The 16,911-nt window shown below is 45.7% G+C and carries 15 protein-coding genes; 14 read left to right on the forward strand and 1 reads right to left on the reverse strand.

Translation table 11 applies throughout. The features are described from left to right. The first annotated feature begins 122 nt into the window (after positions 1–122). The 9 genes from bioW to JMN17_RS00110 all read left to right on the forward strand — a co-directional run bounded on the left by bioW (position 123) and on the right by JMN17_RS00110 (position 9,753). The gene (gene bioW / locus JMN17_RS00070) at positions 123–884 is read left to right on the forward strand and encodes a 6-carboxyhexanoate--CoA ligase (RefSeq protein ID WP_087992869.1); all 762 of its coding nucleotides are present in this window, start codon (positions 123–125) and stop codon (positions 882–884) included. Beyond that, complete coding sequence (gene bioA / locus JMN17_RS00075) at positions 874–2,220, forward strand: adenosylmethionine--8-amino-7-oxononanoate transaminase (protein ID WP_087992868.1); 1,347 nt, start codon at positions 874–876, stop codon at positions 2,218–2,220. The genes bioW and bioA overlap by 11 nt, the downstream gene beginning before the upstream one ends. Further along, entirely contained in the window at positions 2,210–3,379 is a 1,170-nt protein-coding gene (bioF, locus tag JMN17_RS00080; RefSeq protein ID WP_202326872.1) for an 8-amino-7-oxononanoate synthase, read from the forward strand. Before bioA ends, bioF begins: the two co-directional genes overlap by 11 nt. Next, positions 3,376–4,071 carry a dethiobiotin synthase gene (bioD, locus tag JMN17_RS00085; RefSeq protein ID WP_202326873.1) on the forward strand — a complete coding sequence of 232 codons (696 nt, stop codon included), beginning with the start codon at positions 3,376–3,378 and terminating at the stop codon, positions 4,069–4,071. The genes bioF and bioD overlap by 4 nt, the downstream gene beginning before the upstream one ends. Before the next feature lie 2 nt (positions 4,072–4,073). Then, positions 4,074–5,081 carry a biotin synthase BioB gene (bioB, locus tag JMN17_RS00090; protein ID WP_087992865.1) on the forward strand — a complete coding sequence of 336 codons (1,008 nt, stop codon included), beginning with the start codon at positions 4,074–4,076 and terminating at the stop codon, positions 5,079–5,081. Between the two features lie 67 nt (positions 5,082–5,148). Continuing rightward, complete coding sequence (locus JMN17_RS00095; RefSeq protein WP_202326875.1) at positions 5,149–6,336, forward strand: cytochrome P450; 1,188 nt, start codon at positions 5,149–5,151, stop codon at positions 6,334–6,336. Between the two features lie 75 nt (positions 6,337–6,411). Continuing rightward, a complete protein-coding gene (locus tag JMN17_RS00100) occupies positions 6,412–7,173 on the forward strand; it encodes an NAD-dependent epimerase/dehydratase family protein (RefSeq protein WP_087992863.1) in 762 nt (253 codons plus the stop codon). A gap of 208 nt (positions 7,174–7,381) precedes the next feature. Further along, positions 7,382–8,242, forward strand: coding sequence for a carbohydrate ABC transporter permease (locus JMN17_RS00105; protein ID WP_087992940.1), 861 nt, complete (start codon positions 7,382–7,384; stop codon positions 8,240–8,242). Positions 8,243–8,265: 23 nt separating this feature from the next. Further along, positions 8,266–9,753 carry an extracellular solute-binding protein gene (locus tag JMN17_RS00110; protein WP_202326877.1) on the forward strand — a complete coding sequence of 496 codons (1,488 nt, stop codon included), beginning with the start codon at positions 8,266–8,268 and terminating at the stop codon, positions 9,751–9,753. A gap of 42 nt (positions 9,754–9,795) precedes the next feature. Here the strand turns inward: JMN17_RS00110 and JMN17_RS00115 are convergent, their stop codons facing one another. Continuing rightward, positions 9,796–12,111: a helix-turn-helix domain-containing protein gene (locus JMN17_RS00115; RefSeq protein WP_087992861.1), complete on the reverse strand. Its 2,316-nt coding sequence runs from the start codon at positions 12,109–12,111 to the stop codon at positions 9,796–9,798. A gap of 216 nt (positions 12,112–12,327) precedes the next feature. Between JMN17_RS00115 and rmgP the strand changes: the two genes are divergently transcribed. The 5 genes from rmgP to JMN17_RS00140 are packed head-to-tail and all read left to right on the forward strand — an operon-like array spanning position 12,328 to position 16,906. Next, positions 12,328–13,293 carry a polygalacturonan/rhamnogalacturonan ABC transporter permease gene (rmgP, locus tag JMN17_RS00120; protein ID WP_087992860.1) on the forward strand — a complete coding sequence of 322 codons (966 nt, stop codon included), beginning with the start codon at positions 12,328–12,330 and terminating at the stop codon, positions 13,291–13,293. A 7-nt stretch (positions 13,294–13,300) separates the two neighbouring features. Beyond that, positions 13,301–14,422, forward strand: a complete 1,122-nt coding sequence (gene rmgQ, locus JMN17_RS00125) for an unsaturated rhamnogalacturonyl hydrolase (protein WP_141113423.1) — start codon at positions 13,301–13,303, stop codon at positions 14,420–14,422. Further along, entirely contained in the window at positions 14,419–14,922 is a 504-nt protein-coding gene (locus JMN17_RS00130) for a lipoprotein YteS (protein WP_087992858.1), read from the forward strand. Before rmgQ ends, JMN17_RS00130 begins: the two co-directional genes overlap by 4 nt. 11 nt (positions 14,923–14,933) lie before the next feature. Further along, the gene (locus JMN17_RS00135; protein ID WP_202326878.1) at positions 14,934–16,220 is read left to right on the forward strand and encodes a Gfo/Idh/MocA family protein; all 1,287 of its coding nucleotides are present in this window, start codon (positions 14,934–14,936) and stop codon (positions 16,218–16,220) included. A 20-nt stretch (positions 16,221–16,240) separates the two neighbouring features. Further along, positions 16,241–16,906, forward strand: a complete 666-nt coding sequence (locus JMN17_RS00140) for a YesL family protein (protein WP_087992856.1) — start codon at positions 16,241–16,243, stop codon at positions 16,904–16,906. The last annotated feature ends 5 nt before the right edge of the window (positions 16,907–16,911 follow it).

The following is a 16,911-nucleotide window of genomic DNA, read 5'->3' on the forward strand; positions in this document are numbered from 1 at the left end:
ATATTGACAGAATCATATGTGAATAATAATATTCTAATTGTTAACTTTTATTTATAATAGGTTAACAATTAGAATAGGATAGGATATACGTTCTTCAGTTAGCAGTGAAAGGGCGAGATGGGATGCAAGAAGAAACATTTTATAGTGTCAGAATGAGGGCTTCTATGAATGGATCTCATGAGGATGGCGGAAAGCATATATCCGGCGGAGAACGGCTTATTCCATTTCATGAGATGAAGCGCACAGTCAATGCCTTATTAGAAAAAGGATTATCCCATTCAAGAGGAAAACCGGATTTTATGCAAATACAATTCGAAGAGGTTCATGAACCGATTAAAACTATTCAGCCATTGCCAGTTCATACACACGAAGTGAGCTCCCCGGAAGAGGGACAAGTGCTTGCCCGATTGTTACTGGAAAGAGAAGGCGTTTCACGGGAAATGATTGAAAAAGCATATGAACAAATCCCTGAATGGTCGGGTGTCAGAGGAGCGGTTGTGTTTGATATTCACTCAGGGAAGCGGGTTGATCAAACGCGGGTGTCCAGAATAGATTGGACGGACGCCAATTTTGAAAAATGGGCGATTCGCTTTCACGTGCCGGCACATCCAAGAATAAAAGAAGCTCTTGCACTTGCTTCAAAGGTTAGCCGGCACCCGATAACCATTGCGGAATTATGCTGGTCAGATGACCCTGATTACATAACAGGCTACGTTGCGGGTGAAAAAATGGGCTATCAGCGTATTACAGCAATGAAAGAATACGGGATTGAAGAGGGCTGCCGCATCTTTTTTATTGATGGCTCTGAAGATGTCAACACGTACATACATGAACTGGAGAAACAGCCTATTTTGATAGAGTGGGAGGAAGACCATGACTCATGATTTGATAGAAAACAGTAAAAAGCACCTCTGGCTGCCATTTACCCAAATGAAAGATTATGATGAAAACCCATTAATCATCGAAAGCGGCAATGGAATCAAAGTCAAAGACATAAACGGCAAGGAATACTATGACGGTTTTTCTTCTGTTTGGCTTAATGTCCATGGGCACCGCAAAAAGGAATTAGATGACGCCATAAAAAAACAGCTCGGAAAAATCGCGCACTCCACGTTATTGGGCATGACTAATGTTCCTGCAACCCAGCTTGCCGAAACATTAATCAACATCAGCCCGAAAAACCTTACGCGGGTCTTTTATTCAGACAGCGGTGCAGAAGCGATGGAAATCGCCTTGAAAATGGCGTTTCAATATTGGAAGAACATCGGAAGGCCTGAGAAACAAACATTTATTGCCATGAAAAATGGCTATCACGGTGATACGATTGGCGCCGTCAGTGTCGGTTCAATTGAGCTGTTCCACCACGTATACGGCCCGTTAATGTTTGATAGCTACAAAGCTCCGATTCCTTATGTGTACCGCTCTGAAAGCGGCGATCCTGACGAGTGCCGTGATGAATGCCTGCGAGAGCTTGAACAGCTGCTCGAGGAACATCACGGGGAAATTGCCGCGCTTTCCATTGAATCAATGGTTCAAGGAGCGTCCGGTATGATTGTGATGCCGGAAGGATATTTGGCGGGTGTGCGCGAGCTATGTACAACATACGATGTGTTAATGATCGTTGATGAAGTCGCTACAGGTTTTGGCCGTACCGGAAAAATGTTTGCGTGTGAGCACGAGCATGTCCAGCCTGATCTGATGGCTGCCGGAAAAGGCATTACGGGAGGCTATTTGCCAATCGCCGTTACGTTTGCCACTGAAGACATCTATAAGGCATTCTATGATGATTATGAAAACCAAAAAACTTTTTTCCATGGCCATTCCTATACGGGAAATCAGCTTGGCTGTGCGGTAGCGCTTGAAAATCTGGCATTATTTGAATCTGAAAACATTGTTGAACAAGTAGCGCAAAAAAGTGAAAAACTCCATTTCCTTCTTCAAGATCTGTACGCTCTCCCTCATGTGGGGGATATTCGGCAGCTGGGCTTTATGTGCGGCGCCGAGCTTGTTCAATCAAAGGAAAGCAAAAAGCCTTATCCTGCTGATCGGCGGGTCGGATACAAAGTTTCCTTAAAAATGCGAGAGCTTGGCATGCTGACAAGGCCGCTTGGGGACGTGATTGCATTTCTGCCTCCTCTCGCCAGCACAACTGAAGAGCTCGCTGAAATGATTGACATTATGAAACAAGCGATCGAAGAGGTTACAAGCCTTGAAGCTTGACGCCTGGTTAAACGAGCGGTTAGACAGAGTGAAGGCAGCCGGCGTATACCGTAATTTGCGGGCAATGAATGGGGCTCCGTTTCCAGAGAGGAAAATGAACGGCAAGAATCAAACGGTCTGGTCCTCAAACAATTATTTAGGACTCGCAAGCCATAGCCGCTTGATCTCTGCGGCCCAAGAAGCACTGCAGCAATATGGGGCGGGAAGCAGCGGATCACGTTTAACGACAGGCAATTCGGTTTGGCATGAAAAGCTTGAAAAAAAGATTGCCGGCTTTAAACGGACGGAAGCGGCTTTGCTGTTTTCGAGCGGTTATTTGGCCAATGCCGGTGTCCTTTCATCATTGCCGGAAAAGGAAGATGTCATTTTAAGTGATCAATTAAATCATGCGAGTATTATTGATGGCTGCCGGCTGTCTAAGGCTGATACAGTTGTTTATCGGCATATTAATATGGATGATCTTGAAAACAAGCTGAACGAAACACAACGTTATCAGCACCGTTTTATCGTAACAGACGGGGTCTTCAGCATGGATGGCACGATTGCCCCTCTTGATCAGATCATCTCGCTTGCGAAACGCTATCATGCCTTCGTGATCGTTGATGATGCCCACGCCACAGGTGTTTTGGGTGATTCGGGAGGGGGAACGAGTGAATACTTTGGCGTTTGTCCTGATATTGTGATCGGCACCTTAAGCAAAGCGGTTGGCGCAGAGGGAGGTTTCGCCGCAGGTTCAGCGGTCGCCATCGACTTCTTGCTCAACCATGCCAGAACATTTATCTTTCAAACCGCCATTCCGCCAGCCAGCTGTGCGGCTGCTTATGAAGCTTTCAACATCATTGAAGACAGCAGGGAAAAACGGCAGCTTTTATTTTCTGATATCAACATGATCAGAACTAGTCTGAAGGACATGGGGTATTTGGTAAAAGGGGATCACACGCCGATTATTCCTGTGGTCATCGGCGATGCCCGAAAAACGGTCACATTTGCTGAAAAGCTGCAGGACAAGGGAATTTATGCCCCGGCCATTCGGCCGCCGACCGTTGCGCCAGGTGAAAGCCGGATCAGATTAACAATCACCGCTGACCACAGAATGAGTGATATTGATCATTTGCTGACATCATTTCATTCAATTGGAAAGGAGATGCACATCATTTGAGGGGTTTTTTTGTGACAGGAACAGATACAGAAGTGGGGAAAACGGTTATATCTAGCGGTCTTGCCGCTTTATTACGAGAACATAACAGAGATGTCGGGGTGTTTAAACCATTTTTAAGCGGCATATCTCGCCATCATCCGGATAGCGATACAAGTCTGCTGAAGTCCATGTCGCAGACGAGTCTTTCTCAGGAAGACATTACACCTTTTGCCTTCAAAGCGCCGCTTGCACCATACGTTGCAGGGAAGCTGGAGGGAAAGGCTGTCACCATGGAAGAGGTCTTAAGCCATTGGGAGCGGATAAGAGAAAAACATGAATGCTTCATCGTAGAAGGTGCGGGTGGTATTTCTGTGCCGTTGGGAGAGGATTTTTTAGTCAGCCATGTCATAAAAGCGCTGCAGCTTCCCATGATCATTGTGGCACGTCCTCATCTTGGGACGGTTAATCATACCTTTTTAACTGTCCAATATGCAAAAAGCATGGGTCTGCCAATCGCCGGAATTGTCATCAATGGAATCAGTGCTTCTCCTGCTGATGATGAAAAAACCAATCCTGAAATGATTGAGCGCTTATGCGGTGTGCCGATTTTAGGAGTTACGCCACAGCTTGCCAATGTGACGAAAGAAACCGTTCTACATATGGTAAAAGACCATATCAATCTATCATTACTGATGAATCAAATGGGGGTATGAGAATGAATCAATGGATGGAACTCGCAGACCGGGTGCTGGCTGGAACAGAAGTGACCAACGAAGAAGCGCTTTCGATATTAAACTGTCCAGATGAAGACATCTTGCTTTTGATGCATGGAGCTTTTCAAATCAGAAAACACTTTTACGGCAAAAAAGTAAAGCTCAATATGATTATGAATGCCAAATCGGGACTCTGTCCGGAAAACTGCGGCTATTGTTCACAGTCTTCGATTTCGAAAGCGCCGATTCAGGCTTACCGGATGGTGAATAAGGATACGCTTCTCGAAGGCGCAAAGCGGGCGCATGATCTGAATATCGGCACATATTGTATCGTGGCAAGCGGCAGGGGGCCGTCCAACAGAGAAGTGGATCAGGTCGTAGACGCGGTGCAGGAAATTAAAGAGACGTATGGACTGAAGGTTTGTGCGTGCCTCGGGCTGTTAAAGCCGGAGCAGGCGAAGCGGCTGAAAGAAGCCGGAGTAGACCGCTATAACCATAATTTGAATACATCACAGAGAAACCATTCCAACATCACGACTTCACATACATACGATGACAGGGTCAATACGGTTGAAGTGGCAAAAGAATCAGGGCTGTCTCCGTGTTCAGGCGCCATTATCGGAATGAAGGAGACGAAACAGGACGTCATCGACATTGCAAAAAGCTTGAAGGTCCTTGACGCGGATTCCATTCCGGTGAATTTTTTACATGCGATTGACGGCACGCCATTAGAAGGCGTTAACGAATTAAATCCGCTGTATTGTTTAAAAGTGCTGGCGCTGTTCCGTTTTATCAACCCGTCAAAAGAAATCCGCATTTCCGGAGGAAGAGAGGTCAATCTACGCTCATTGCAGCCATTGGGTCTTTACGCCGCTAACTCCATTTTTGTCGGAGATTACTTAACAACTGCCGGACAGGAGGAGACGGAGGACCATAAAATGCTGAGTGATTTAGGCTTTGAAGTCGAATCAGTCGAAGAAATGAAGGCCAGTTTAAGCGCGAAAAGCTGAAAGAATCAATAAAAGCGATCGGTGTGATGTCGATTGCTTTTATTTTTGACAGAAAGGAGAAGATCAAATGACAATTGCATTTTCAGCTGCATCATCTGAGTTTTTGAAAAATCCATATCCTTTTTACGAAACAATGCGCGCTGTCCATCCTATATATAAAGGGAGTTTCTTGAAATATCCGGGCTGGTATGTCACAGGATATGAAGAAACGGCAGCTATTTTAAAAGATGCGAGATTCAAAGTTCGTGCTCCGCTGCCGGAAACGTCAATCAAATATCAAGATCTTAAACATGTACAAAATCAAATGATGCTGTTTCAGAATCAGCCTGATCATAGGCGATTGCGGACGATGGCCAGCGGAGCGTTTACCCCGAGAATGTCAGCGTGCTATCGTCCGTATATCGATGAAACTGTCCACTACTTGCTTGATCAAGTGCAAGGTAAAAAAAAGATGGAGGTCATTTCGGACTTTGCTTTTCCTTTGGCAAGCTACGTCATTGCTAACATGATAGGTGTACCGGCCGAAGATAGGGAGCAATTAAAAGAATGGGCTTCAAGTCTCGTTCAAACAATTGATTTTACCCGGTCAAGAAAGGCTTTAACAGAGGGCAATCATATCGCTGTACAGGCTATGGCATATTTTAGAGAGCTGATTCAAAAGCGGAAACGCCATCCTAAACAGGATATGATCAGCATGCTTTTGAATGGGACAGAAAAGAATAAGCTGACGGAAGAGGAAGCGGCATCTACGTGCATACTCCTGGCGATTGCCGGACATGAGACAACGGTCAATCTTATCAGCAATTCAATCCTTAGTCTGCTGCGGCATCCAGAACAGCTTTTGAAGCTAAAAGAAAACCCTGATCTGATCGGTACCGCAATTGAGGAATGTTTACGCTATGAGAGCCCCACGCAAATGACAGCCAGAGTTGCCTCAGAAGATATTGACATCAGCGGGGTGACGATCCGTCAAGGGGAACAAATCTATCTTCTATTAGGGGCTGCCAATCGAGATCCAAACATATTCACGCAGGCAGATGTCTTCGATATAACCAGAAGCCCTAATCCGCACCTCTCATTCGGACATGGCCATCATGTTTGCATAGGATCCTCGCTGGCACGATTAGAAGCACAAATTGCGATTCATACCCTGATGCAGCGAATGACCGGTCTTAAGCTCGCTGTTTCTGAATGCCGATACCGGCCGCTTTTTGGCTTTCGGGCGCTTGAAGAGCTGCCAGTGACTTTTGACTAAACCAGCCTGTGAGTGCCAAAAAAAGTGTCAGCCCCGCCGAAAATGGGCAATCTATAAAAAAGGGGAGTGAACACAGTGAAAAAAGTGCTGATCGCCGGCGGAAATGGTGTGATTGGGAGACTGCTGGCTGAAGGGCTTACAGCAGATTATGAAGTGACAGTGCTTGATAAAGATCATTTCGATGGCAAAGCTTCTTCCATTCAGGCTGACGCGGCAAATTATGGGGAGCTGTTGAAGAAAATTCCGAAAGATACAGATGTGATCTTGAATTTATTGGCTGTTAAAATCAAATACGATGTCATGGACATCAATGAATTTGAGAAAATGACGGATGTTTTCTATAGGGCAAGCTATTACTTGTGCCGCGCCGCAGCGGAGCTCGGCATTCAAAAGCTCGTGTTCGCCAGCAGCAATCATGTGACAGATGTGTATGAAAAAGACGGGCGTTCGCTCTTAGGACGTGAGATCACAACAAGCGATTATCCGCTGTCAAAAAACTTGTACGGTGTATTAAAGCTGACCTCTGAACAGATCGGCCATTTATTTTATTTGGAAAATAAGCTTTCAGTAATCAACCTTCGAATCGGAACAGTCGTCACAGATGAAATGGATACGCTGCATGAAAAAGAACGGACGAAAAAGACACTGCTTTCTCATCCTGATCTGCTGTCGATTTTCAAAGCCGCCATTGAAACCAATATCCGGTACGGCACGTATTACGCCGTCTCTGACAACCAAGGCCGGCCGTGGTCTATTGCATCCGCTGTTAACGAACTCGGTTTTTCGCCCCAAATCAATACATCCGAACTTCTGGAAGAGGAAGAGAACGGAGCATAATCATTTTCTAAGATTATGCTCTTTTTCTTTTATCATCGGCTTTTCCTTCACGAGAGTCCCCGCCAGACCGGGGACTCTGTTCAAATGATTATAGACATGGCAATGACAGATTTGCTACATTTTAGACACGATATCGTCACGTGCTGCAGCTCGTTTGAAAAAGAATGGTAACGCTTACAAAAGAGAGGTGGGAGCTATCGCACATTCACTGAAAAGTCGCCTGTTTGATATTTTGATTTACGGGTTTTTGCTGATGTTCGCTTTAATATGCGTACTTCCGTTTATTCATGTCATCGCGGCATCCTTCGCCACAGTAGAAGAAGTTGTGTCGAAAAAATTCATTTTAATACCGTCTACTTTTTCGCTAGATGCTTATCGTTACATTTTTTCAACAGATATTATTTATAAGAGTTTGCTTGTTTCTGTGTTTGTGACAGTGATAGGCACTGCGGCCAGCATGTTTCTTTCTTCCCTGATGGCTTACGGGTTATCCCGCCGCGAGTTAATCGGCCGGCAGCCGCTCATGTTTCTCGTCGTATTTACGATGCTCTTCAGCGGCGGCATGATTCCGACTTTCCTTGTGGTCAAATCGCTAGGATTGCTCGATTCTTACTGGGCGCTCATTTTGCCGACAGCCATTAATGCCTTTAACCTGATCATTCTGAAAAACTTCTTTCAAAATATCCCGTCAAGCCTGGAAGAGTCCGCGAAAATTGACGGGTGCAATGACCTGGGCATTTTCTTTAAACTTGTGCTGCCGCTGTCTCTTCCTGCGATCGCAACGATATCACTATTTTATGCGGTCACGTATTGGAACACGTATATGACAGCGATTTTGTACTTAAATGATTCAACAAAATGGCCGATTCAGGTGCTTCTGCGCCAAATCGTAATTGTATCAAGCGGGATGCAGGGGGATATGTCAGAAATGGGGTCGGGCAGCCCGCCGCCCGAGCAAACTATCAAAATGGCGGTCATAGTGGTGGCGACCATCCCGGTTCTGCTTGTCTATCCTTTTATACAAAAGCATTTTGCAAAAGGAGCTTTGCTGGGATCTGTCAAAGGATAAAGAATATGAAACGGAGGGGTACGATGGGAAACAAATGGAGGGTGCTTTTGATTGTGCTTGTATTTGCACTCGGCGGAGTGATGGCGGGCTGTAAAGGGGCTGATCAGTCTTCGGCTGAGGGTAAAGCTGACTCGGATTCAAAGGTAAAGCTGTCTTGGATGGCGATTTTGTATCACCAGCAGCCGCCGAAAGACAGGGCGATTAAAGAAATTGAAAAGCTGACAAATACAGAACTGGACATCACTTGGGTTCCTGACGCAGTGAAAGAAGACAGGCTGAATGCGGCGCTTGCAGCCGGCAATCTTCCGCAAATCGTGACCATCCAGGATATTAAAAATTCGTCAGTCATGAATGCCTTCAGATCAGGAATGTTTTGGGAAATTAGCGATTATATCAAAGATTACCCCAACTTAAGCAAAATGAATAAACTTATTAATAAAAACGTGACGATCGACGGCAAGCTCTACGGGGTATACAGAGAACGTCCGCTCTCCAGACAAGGGATCGTCATTCGGAAGGACTGGCTGGACAATTTGAATTTGAAAACGCCGGGAACGCTTGATGAGCTTTATGAAGTGGCCAAAGCGTTTACGGAGGATGATCCGGATAAGGATGGGAAAGACGATACATTCGGACTGACAGACCGCAATGACTTCATTTACGGCGCGTTTAAAACACTTGGCTCGTATGAAGGCATGCCGACAGACTGGAAGGAATCAGGCGGCAAGTTCACGCCTGATTTCATGACGCAGGAATACAAAGACACAATGAACTACATGAAAAAACTGCGTGATAACGGCTATATGAATAAGGATTTTCCCGTCACAAGCAAAACCCAGCAGCAGGAGCTGTTTTCTCAAGGAAAAGCCGGCATCTACATTGGCAATATGGTAGATGCGGTCAATCTTCGCGACCATGCCTCTGATAAGTCTATGGCCCTTGAGATCATCAACCGCATAAAAGGCCCGGATGGGAAAGAGCGGGTGTGGGCGTCAGGGGGCCATAACGGCGTGTTTGCTTTCCCGAAAACGAGTGTGAAAACAGAAGCGGAGCTTAAAAGGATTTTGGCGTTTTTCGACCGAGCCGCTGAAGAAGACGTCTATAGCCTGATGACTTACGGTATTGACGGCGTTCATTACAACAAAGGAGAGGGCAAAACGTTCACACGCAAGGAAAGCCAAGTGAAAGACTGGCAGACTGATATTCAGCCGCTGTCCGCCTTAATCGCTATTGATAAAGCCTACTTAAAAAACACTGGGGATCCGCTTCGGACGGCGTACGAGGAGCTGACAAAAGATAATGAAAAGATCATCGTCTCAAACCCTGCTGAAAGCTTGTATTCCGCCGCGGAGTCGGAACGGGGAGATGAACTGAAGAAAATTATTGATGACGCGACCTATAAATATATAATAGGAGATATCACAGAAAGCCAGTTTGATAAAGAAGTGGAAAAATGGGAATCAAGCGGCGGGAAGCAGATTATTCAGGAATACGAAGAAGCGTTTAAATAGGCAAAATAACATGTGAAAACCCAAAACACGGTTTTGGGTTTTTTACATGCTTCTTTTTTGCTGGCGGTAGTTTCCCGGTGTAATCCCCTCCAGCTTTTTAAATGACCTGATAAAATTTTGCGAGTTTTTGTATTTTAGTTTTTCGGCAATGTCTTTTACCGCCATGTCGGTTTCGGCAAGCCAGCTTTTCGCCATATGGTGGCGGTAGCCGGAGACATAATCGCTGAATGAAATACCCATTTCTTTTTTGAATATGCTGCTTAAATAGTTTGGGTTGTAATGCAGCCTGCGGGCGATTTCATCCAATGTCAAATCGGATTCAAACTCATGGTGGATGATATGAATGATATTGTCGGAAATGTTTTTGTACTGGGCATCCGTGCGGGCGTTCACTTTGTCTGTCATCGGATCAATGAACTCATTCTTGAGCCAGTTTTCGGTATCCTCGAACGTTTTCAGCTCGAAAATTTGATCGTACAGCATTTTATTTTCTTCAAACTCAAACAATTCGATCCCGAGTACATGCATTAGTTCAATCACATGGTTCAAAAAGCGGGCGATTGCGATTTGGAATTGGTACGGATTGGTGTTTTGGGTGAAGATCGATTGCAAAATTGCGTGCAGGCATATGTCCGCTTTCTCCTTGTCCCCCTCTTTTATGGCATCAAACAGCTCATGCTGAAGCTGTTTTGGAAAATGGGTGTTGAAGGTTTTTTTCTGGTCAAGGTCTTCGTAAAAGATAATTGATTTGTTTTCCGCTTTGAGCCGGTATTTCAACGCTTCTGATCCTTCTGCATAGGCTGTTTTCGCGTTTATCAGCGCATCAAACGGCTGGCTGATGCCGATGCTGACAGACAGTTGCAGCTCCGCTTCCGCCTTATCCTGTATCATCCTTGCAGTCTCATTCAGCTCAGCCATGAATGCTTCCTTTGTCCCGTTCTGATTGATCAAAATCGTTGCCTGCTGTTTGTCAACGACAGCGGGTGCGAGATGTTTGTCCGACGGGATGTTTCGCTCAATCATGCTGTTGACGGCAAACAAAAGCAGATCCATATCTTTTTTCTCATAAGGCGTATGATTCAGCGAATCAATTTGAAGCACGAGCAGGGCAAGATTCCGCCAATTTTGCTCTAAACCAAGGCTTTCAAAACGGTTATTGACCTCCTCATCCGTCAGTTTTCCAAGCATGAGCCTGACCATAAAATATTGCTGCAGATGAGTGGCCTGCTGTTTCATCGTTTCTTCAAGGTCGTCATTTCTGTCCTTCAGCTGCTTAAAGCTCCGTTCAATTAATTCAAATTCATTTTGAGGCGGCTGTTTTTCTGGTATGGCACCATGCCTAACGAATGATTCGTAAAGCACCCTGATCGGCTTATAAAAATGGCGGGAGCCGAGCCAAGAGAACAATAATGAAAGCGTTAACAAAATGAAGCATACCGTAAAAGTGATCCAGCCGATTGACTTGGCTTCTTTTTTTAGTTCAGGCAAGGAAACGAGAGAGAAATAAGTCCATGTGTTATAGTCGGATCTTTGATAGGTGACTTTATAATGAATCCGGTCAATAACGGTTTCAAACTGCCCGCTTTTGGCGGTCTGCGCCAGCATTTTTTGGACAAAGTCGTCGTTCTGAAGAGATTCACCGATGTCAGACATGTTGTTATGCAGGATGATGCGGCCTTTTTCATTAATGATAAACAGGTTATTGGCATTTGAATAGTCGGGCATGTTTTTGACAAGCGAACAGCTCGGGATGCTTGCGGCGGCCAATCCCTTTGTATTTGTGCTGTTCAGAGGAAGCTGTTTAATTAAATTGATATTGTAGCGGCAGTTTTCTGAGGTCCCTTCCTTTGTCGAAATTAAATGATTGTTTTCTTCAAGCGTCCAATACGAGCGGCTCGCTTTGTGTGTTGTGTATGCTGCGGCTGCTTCATGAAGAGAGTCTGTATTCAAACGGTACAAGCCGGAATTGTTCATGTACCATTGTTTCATATAGCTGACTAGCGTCATGTTCGACAGGTCGGTATCGAAGCTTTGCAGGTAGTTGAGCTCTTGGTTCACTTGGTTATAGATTTGAAATTGATCAGAGTGCATAGGCTCGGACAGTGTGCGAAGGAGAGGCGGCGAACTCACATAGTGGGTTAAAGAGTGATCGACGGTTTTTAATATATGCTCGATGCTTTGCTGGGTCTGCTGGAGTGTGTCGAGTTTTTCCTCCGAAACGTTGGAGATAGCCGTTTTCTGCGAGTGCTCGTACGAAAACAATCCGACCAGAATGACCGGAATGGTGCTGAGCAGACAGAAAAACGTGATCAGTTTGTAATAAAACTTGTATTGGCTTCTTTTCATAAAACCCCCCATTTCATAACATCGGCTTTCACCTTAATACAATTAATCCAAAGATTGATAGATATTGTCAATAATCATTTTCTAATATTGGTGTCTTTTTTTCAGATGGAACGGCTGAATCCTTGATCATAAAGGGATAAGACAGGATGTGATCATATGATTGTAGACGGACTTTTGCCTGCTGCGCTACAGTGAATGCAAGAACCCGTGAAAGGAGGCTTGGAAAAGATGAAAACAGCAGAAGCGCAAGTGCCGGCTGTTGATGCAGTCATTTTAAAAAAAGAAAAAAGAAAGCGCTTACTAAACAAACTGGTCCAGCAGAAATATTTGTATTTGATGATTTTGCCGGGTTGTATTTATTTTTTGCTATTCAAGTATGTCCCGATGTGGGGAATTGTGATTGCGTTTCAGGATTATCAGCCGTTTCTCGGCATTTTGGGCAGCGAATGGGTCGGGCTGAAGCATTTTATTAGGCTGTTTACAGAGCCTACATTTTTTCTCCTGTTAAAAAACACGCTCGTGTTATTTGCTTTGAACCTGGTTATATTTTTCCCGGTGCCGATTTTGCTGGCGCTTCTATTAAACGAAGTGCGGATCGCTCTCTTTAAAAAATTTGTTCAAACGCTGATTTATATTCCGCATTTTATGTCTTGGGTCATCGTTGTATCGCTTTCGTTTGTGCTTTTAACAGTAGACGGAGGCTTGATTAATGAGCTGATTGTGTTTTTTGGCGGTGAAAAAATCAATTTTCTGCTGAATGAAGAATGGTTCCGGCCCTTGTATATTCTGCAGGTCATCTGGAGGGAAGCGGGCTGGTCGACGATCATTTACCTTGCGGCCATTACAGCGGTTGACCCTCAGCTGTATGAAGCGGCGAAAATGGACGGAGCGGGACGGCTGCGGCAAATGTGGCATATTACGCTGCCCGCCATCAAAAGTGTCATCGTCGTTTTGCTGATTTTAAAAATCGGGGACACGCTGGAGCTTGGCTTCGAGCATGTGTATTTACTGTTAAATGCGACAAACAGGGAAGTGGCGGAAATTTTTGATACGTACGTTTATACTGCGGGGCTGAAACAGGGCCAATTCAGCTACAGTACAGCAGTCGGCGTCTTTAAAGCGGCGGTCGGGCTGATCTTGGTTATGCTTGCGAATCGTTTGGCGAAGAAATTTGGCGAGGAAGGAATCTATTAAGAAAGGGATGGGATCAATGGATCAATCAATCGCTGTAAAATCGCCTCTTACGTACGCGGAGGCATTGGCAAACACCATTATGGACACGTACACAGTGGAGGAGCTGCCGCCTGCAAACCGCTGGCACTACCATCAGGGTGTTTTCTTATGCGGGGTATTGCGGTTGTGGGAAGCAACCGGGCAAAAGCGGTATTTTGAGTATGTGAAGGCCTATGCAGATCTCTTAATTGATGATTATGGCAATCTATTATTTAGAAGAGATGAGCTCGACGCCATTCAAGCGGGTCTTCTTCTTTTTCCATTATACGAAACGACGAAGGATGAGCGGTATGTAAACGCGGCAAAAAGACTGCGCGGCTTGTATGGGACACTGAACCGGACGTCTGAGGATGGTTTTTGGCACAAGGACGGCTATCCTTATCAAATGTGGCTTGACGGCTTATACATGGGCGGGCCGTTCGCGCTGAAATATGCCAATCTGAAGCAGGAGCCGGAGCTGTTTGATCAGGTCGTGCTCCAGGAGTCGCTGATGAGAAAGCATACAAAGGATTCAAAAACCGGGCTCTTTTATCACGCTTGGGATGAAGCGAAAAAAATGCCTTGGGCCAATGAAGAGACAGGCTGTTCTCCGGAATTCTGGGCGCGTTCCATCGGCTGGTATGTGATGTCTCTTGCTGACATGATTGAAGAGCTGCCGAAGAAGCATCCAAACCGTCACGTGTGGAAAAAAACGCTGCAGGACATGATCGACAGCATCTGCCGCTATCAAGACAAGGAGTCAGGATTATGGTACCAGATCGTTGACAAAGGCGACAGAGCCGATAACTGGCTGGAAAGCTCAGGTTCCTGTCTGTACATGTACGCAATCGCGAAAGGAATCAATAAAGGATATCTTGACAGAGCTTACGAAACAACACTGTTCAAAGCGTATCAAGGTTTGATTCAGCAGAAAACCGAGATGGCAGAAGACGGTGCGTTTCTTGTCAAAGATATATGTGTCGGAACGTCGGCCGGTTTCTATGACTATTATGTCAGCCGCGAAAGAAGCACAAACGACCTGCACGGAGCAGGCGCGTTTATTTTGGCCATGACAGAGCTGGAGACTCTTTTTAGGTCAGCGGGGAAATGACACCAAGTACACGTACGGCTTTGTGTGTGATCGTCTCAATGCTCTTTTTGGCATCATGCTCAAGCAAGAAGGACGGACTGCATGTCATCCTCTTTTCTGATATGCAGGCTGGCGTACAGGAAAACATAAAAGAGGCCGCTGGGCAGAAGGCCGGGAAGGTGGATATCTTTCCAGCCTTTCCGGAAAAACTGCTGACTGAAATCACCGCTCGTGAGGGAGATGTTTTCATCGTGCCTGAAGACATGTTTCAAGCGTATGATGATCCGGAAAATTTTCAGCCGTTAGATGGATTGCCGCCTGAAAAAACATCTCCCTATACAACTGTTGATCAAAAAACAGGAGAAAAAACGGTCTATGCCGTTCAGATCAAAAAAGGGAAAAAACAGCTGAACGGCTATTCTTTTCGATTGAATCGCAATATGGCGGCGTTTATCCCTGTGTACGCTAAAAAAACAGAGGAAGCGCTGCAGCTGATTTCCCAACTAACTGAAGCCCGATAGAGGTGAGGACATTGAAGAACATCGTCATTTGCGGAGTGAGCAGCAGAGCGCTCAGTATGTTTATCAAACCGCTGATGGAGCGGTTTTCAACACAATATGAGATTACGGGATTGCTGGATGCCGATCCAAAACGTTTTGCCGTTTGCAAGAAGAGGTTTCCCGAGCTTGCCCACGTACCGGAGTACAACGAAGACACTTTTGATGAGATGATGCGCGTTTCAAAGCCTGATATTGTCATTGTGGCAGGCAGGGATGACACACATGTCACATATATCTTAAGAAGCCTTCAGTGGGATACGGATGTGATGACAGAAAAACCCATGGTGACGACGGTGCGGGATGCGAATCGGGTGCTTGAGGCGGAGGCGAAAAGCAAAGGGAAAGTCACCGTCGCGTTTAACTATCGCTACAGCCCGTTTCATCGGAAAATGAAAGAAATGATTCTGGATGGAAAAATAGGCAGGATCACCTCTGTTGATTTGAATTGGTATATTGATACGTATCACGGCGCCAGTTATTTTAAACGCTGGAACCGGTCGAGGCTATTTTCCGGCGGTCTTTCTGTCCATAAATCAACACATCACTTTGATCTCGTCAATTGGTGGCTCGGGCAAAAACCGGTTGAGGTATTTGCTTATGGCGCCTTGAATTACTATGGGGCGGACAGTGAGTGGAACCCGCTGCCGGAAGAAGACGGGCGTTTTTGCGGGACGTGCCGTGTCAAAGAAAAATGTCATTACTATTCAAGATGGCATTTCCGTTCTTCTATAGCCTCTGTAAAGGATGATCATCTTCAAGCGGGAGACCAGTCCAGCTTGTATACAGCGTACAGGCCTGACGCGTGCATTTTTGACGAGGAGATTGACATTGAGGATACGTACGTGGCGGCTGTCAAATATGACGGCGGTGCGCTCTTAAGCTACTCGATCATATTTTCCGCCCCGTATGAAGGCTACCGGCTGACGATCAATGGCACAAAAGGGCGTATCGAATCAAATGAATTTCACGAGCCTTCCAGAATTCCGTTTGCTTTTCCTGAGCAGACAATTGAATACTATCCGCTTTTTGAATCAAAGCAGACGATACAAGTGGTCAAAAACGAGGGCGGGCACGGCGGGGGTGATCCGTTATTGCTTGAGGATCTTTTTTTAGGAAAAGACCCGCTGCGCCGTTATGACATTTTAGCCGGAGCTGAAGCAGGAGCCTACTCCATCGCGGTTGGTGAGGGGATGTGGCGCTCGGTTGCCGAAAAGAAGCCGATCAACATTAAGAGGCTGTTTCAGATGCAAAATGTATAATGCGAAAAGGAGGGACCGCCGTGGAGCATGATGGTTCAATGGGGCGGGTGCTGCGCTTTTGTGAGTGGATCATGAGATTTGCGTATACAAACTTGCTTTGGCTGTTTTTTACGCTGATCGGTCTCGGGCTGTTCGGCATCATGCCCGCGACCGCGGCTTTATTCGCTGTCATGCGGAAATGGGTTCAGGGGCAGGACAACGTCCCTGTTTTAAAAACGTTTTGGCGAGAATACAAGGCTGAATTTCTCCGTTCAAATCTGATCGGCGCAGTATTGGTGATCATCGGTTTGATCATCTATATCGATTTGGCTTTTATTTATCCGAGCCATTTCCTTCTGCATGTCCTCCGCTTTGCCATTATGATATTTGGATTTTTGTTCGTATCCATGCTTTTTTATGTGTTTCCGCTGCTTGTCCATTTTGAATGGAAAAAACGTCTGTATGTGAAGTTTTCGCTCTTGCTCAGTGTGGCGTATTTGCAATATACGCTCGTCATGCTGGCGCTGACTGTCGCTCTCTTTTTCTTGCTTGCGTACCTGCCCGGCATTGTCCCTTTTTTCAGCGTCAGCCTGATCAGCTACTGTCATATGCGAATTGTTTATGCCGTGCTCCTCAAAGTGGAGCGGCAAGAAGATGAGCCGCAGAAGAAACGCCATAGACGGGCTTTTTATCCGGAGACGAGATAATCAAG

It is taken from the genome of Bacillus sp. RHFS10 (genome assembly GCF_016757475.1).
Taxonomy (GTDB): domain Bacteria; phylum Bacillota; class Bacilli; order Bacillales; family Bacillaceae; genus Bacillus; species Bacillus subtilis_G.

Coding starts and splice junctions, on each gene's coding strand:
- bioW (WP_087992869.1), top strand. CDS start 123: ATGCAAGAAGAAACATTTTATAGTGTCAGAATGAGGGCTTCTATGAAT.
- bioA (WP_087992868.1), top strand. CDS start 874: ATGACTCATGATTTGATAGAAAACAGTAAAAAGCACCTCTGGCTGCCA.
- bioB (WP_087992865.1), top strand. CDS start 4,074: ATGAATCAATGGATGGAACTCGCAGACCGGGTGCTGGCTGGAACAGAA.
- JMN17_RS00095 (WP_202326875.1), top strand. CDS start 5,149: ATGACAATTGCATTTTCAGCTGCATCATCTGAGTTTTTGAAAAATCCA.
- JMN17_RS00110 (WP_202326877.1), top strand. CDS start 8,266: ATGGGAAACAAATGGAGGGTGCTTTTGATTGTGCTTGTATTTGCACTC.
- JMN17_RS00115 (WP_087992861.1), bottom strand. CDS start 12,111: ATGGGGGGTTTTATGAAAAGAAGCCAATACAAGTTTTATTACAAACTG.
- rmgP (WP_087992860.1), top strand. CDS start 12,328: ATGAAAACAGCAGAAGCGCAAGTGCCGGCTGTTGATGCAGTCATTTTA.
- rmgQ (WP_141113423.1), top strand. CDS start 13,301: ATGGGATCAATGGATCAATCAATCGCTGTAAAATCGCCTCTTACGTAC.
- JMN17_RS00130 (WP_087992858.1), top strand. CDS start 14,419: ATGACACCAAGTACACGTACGGCTTTGTGTGTGATCGTCTCAATGCTC.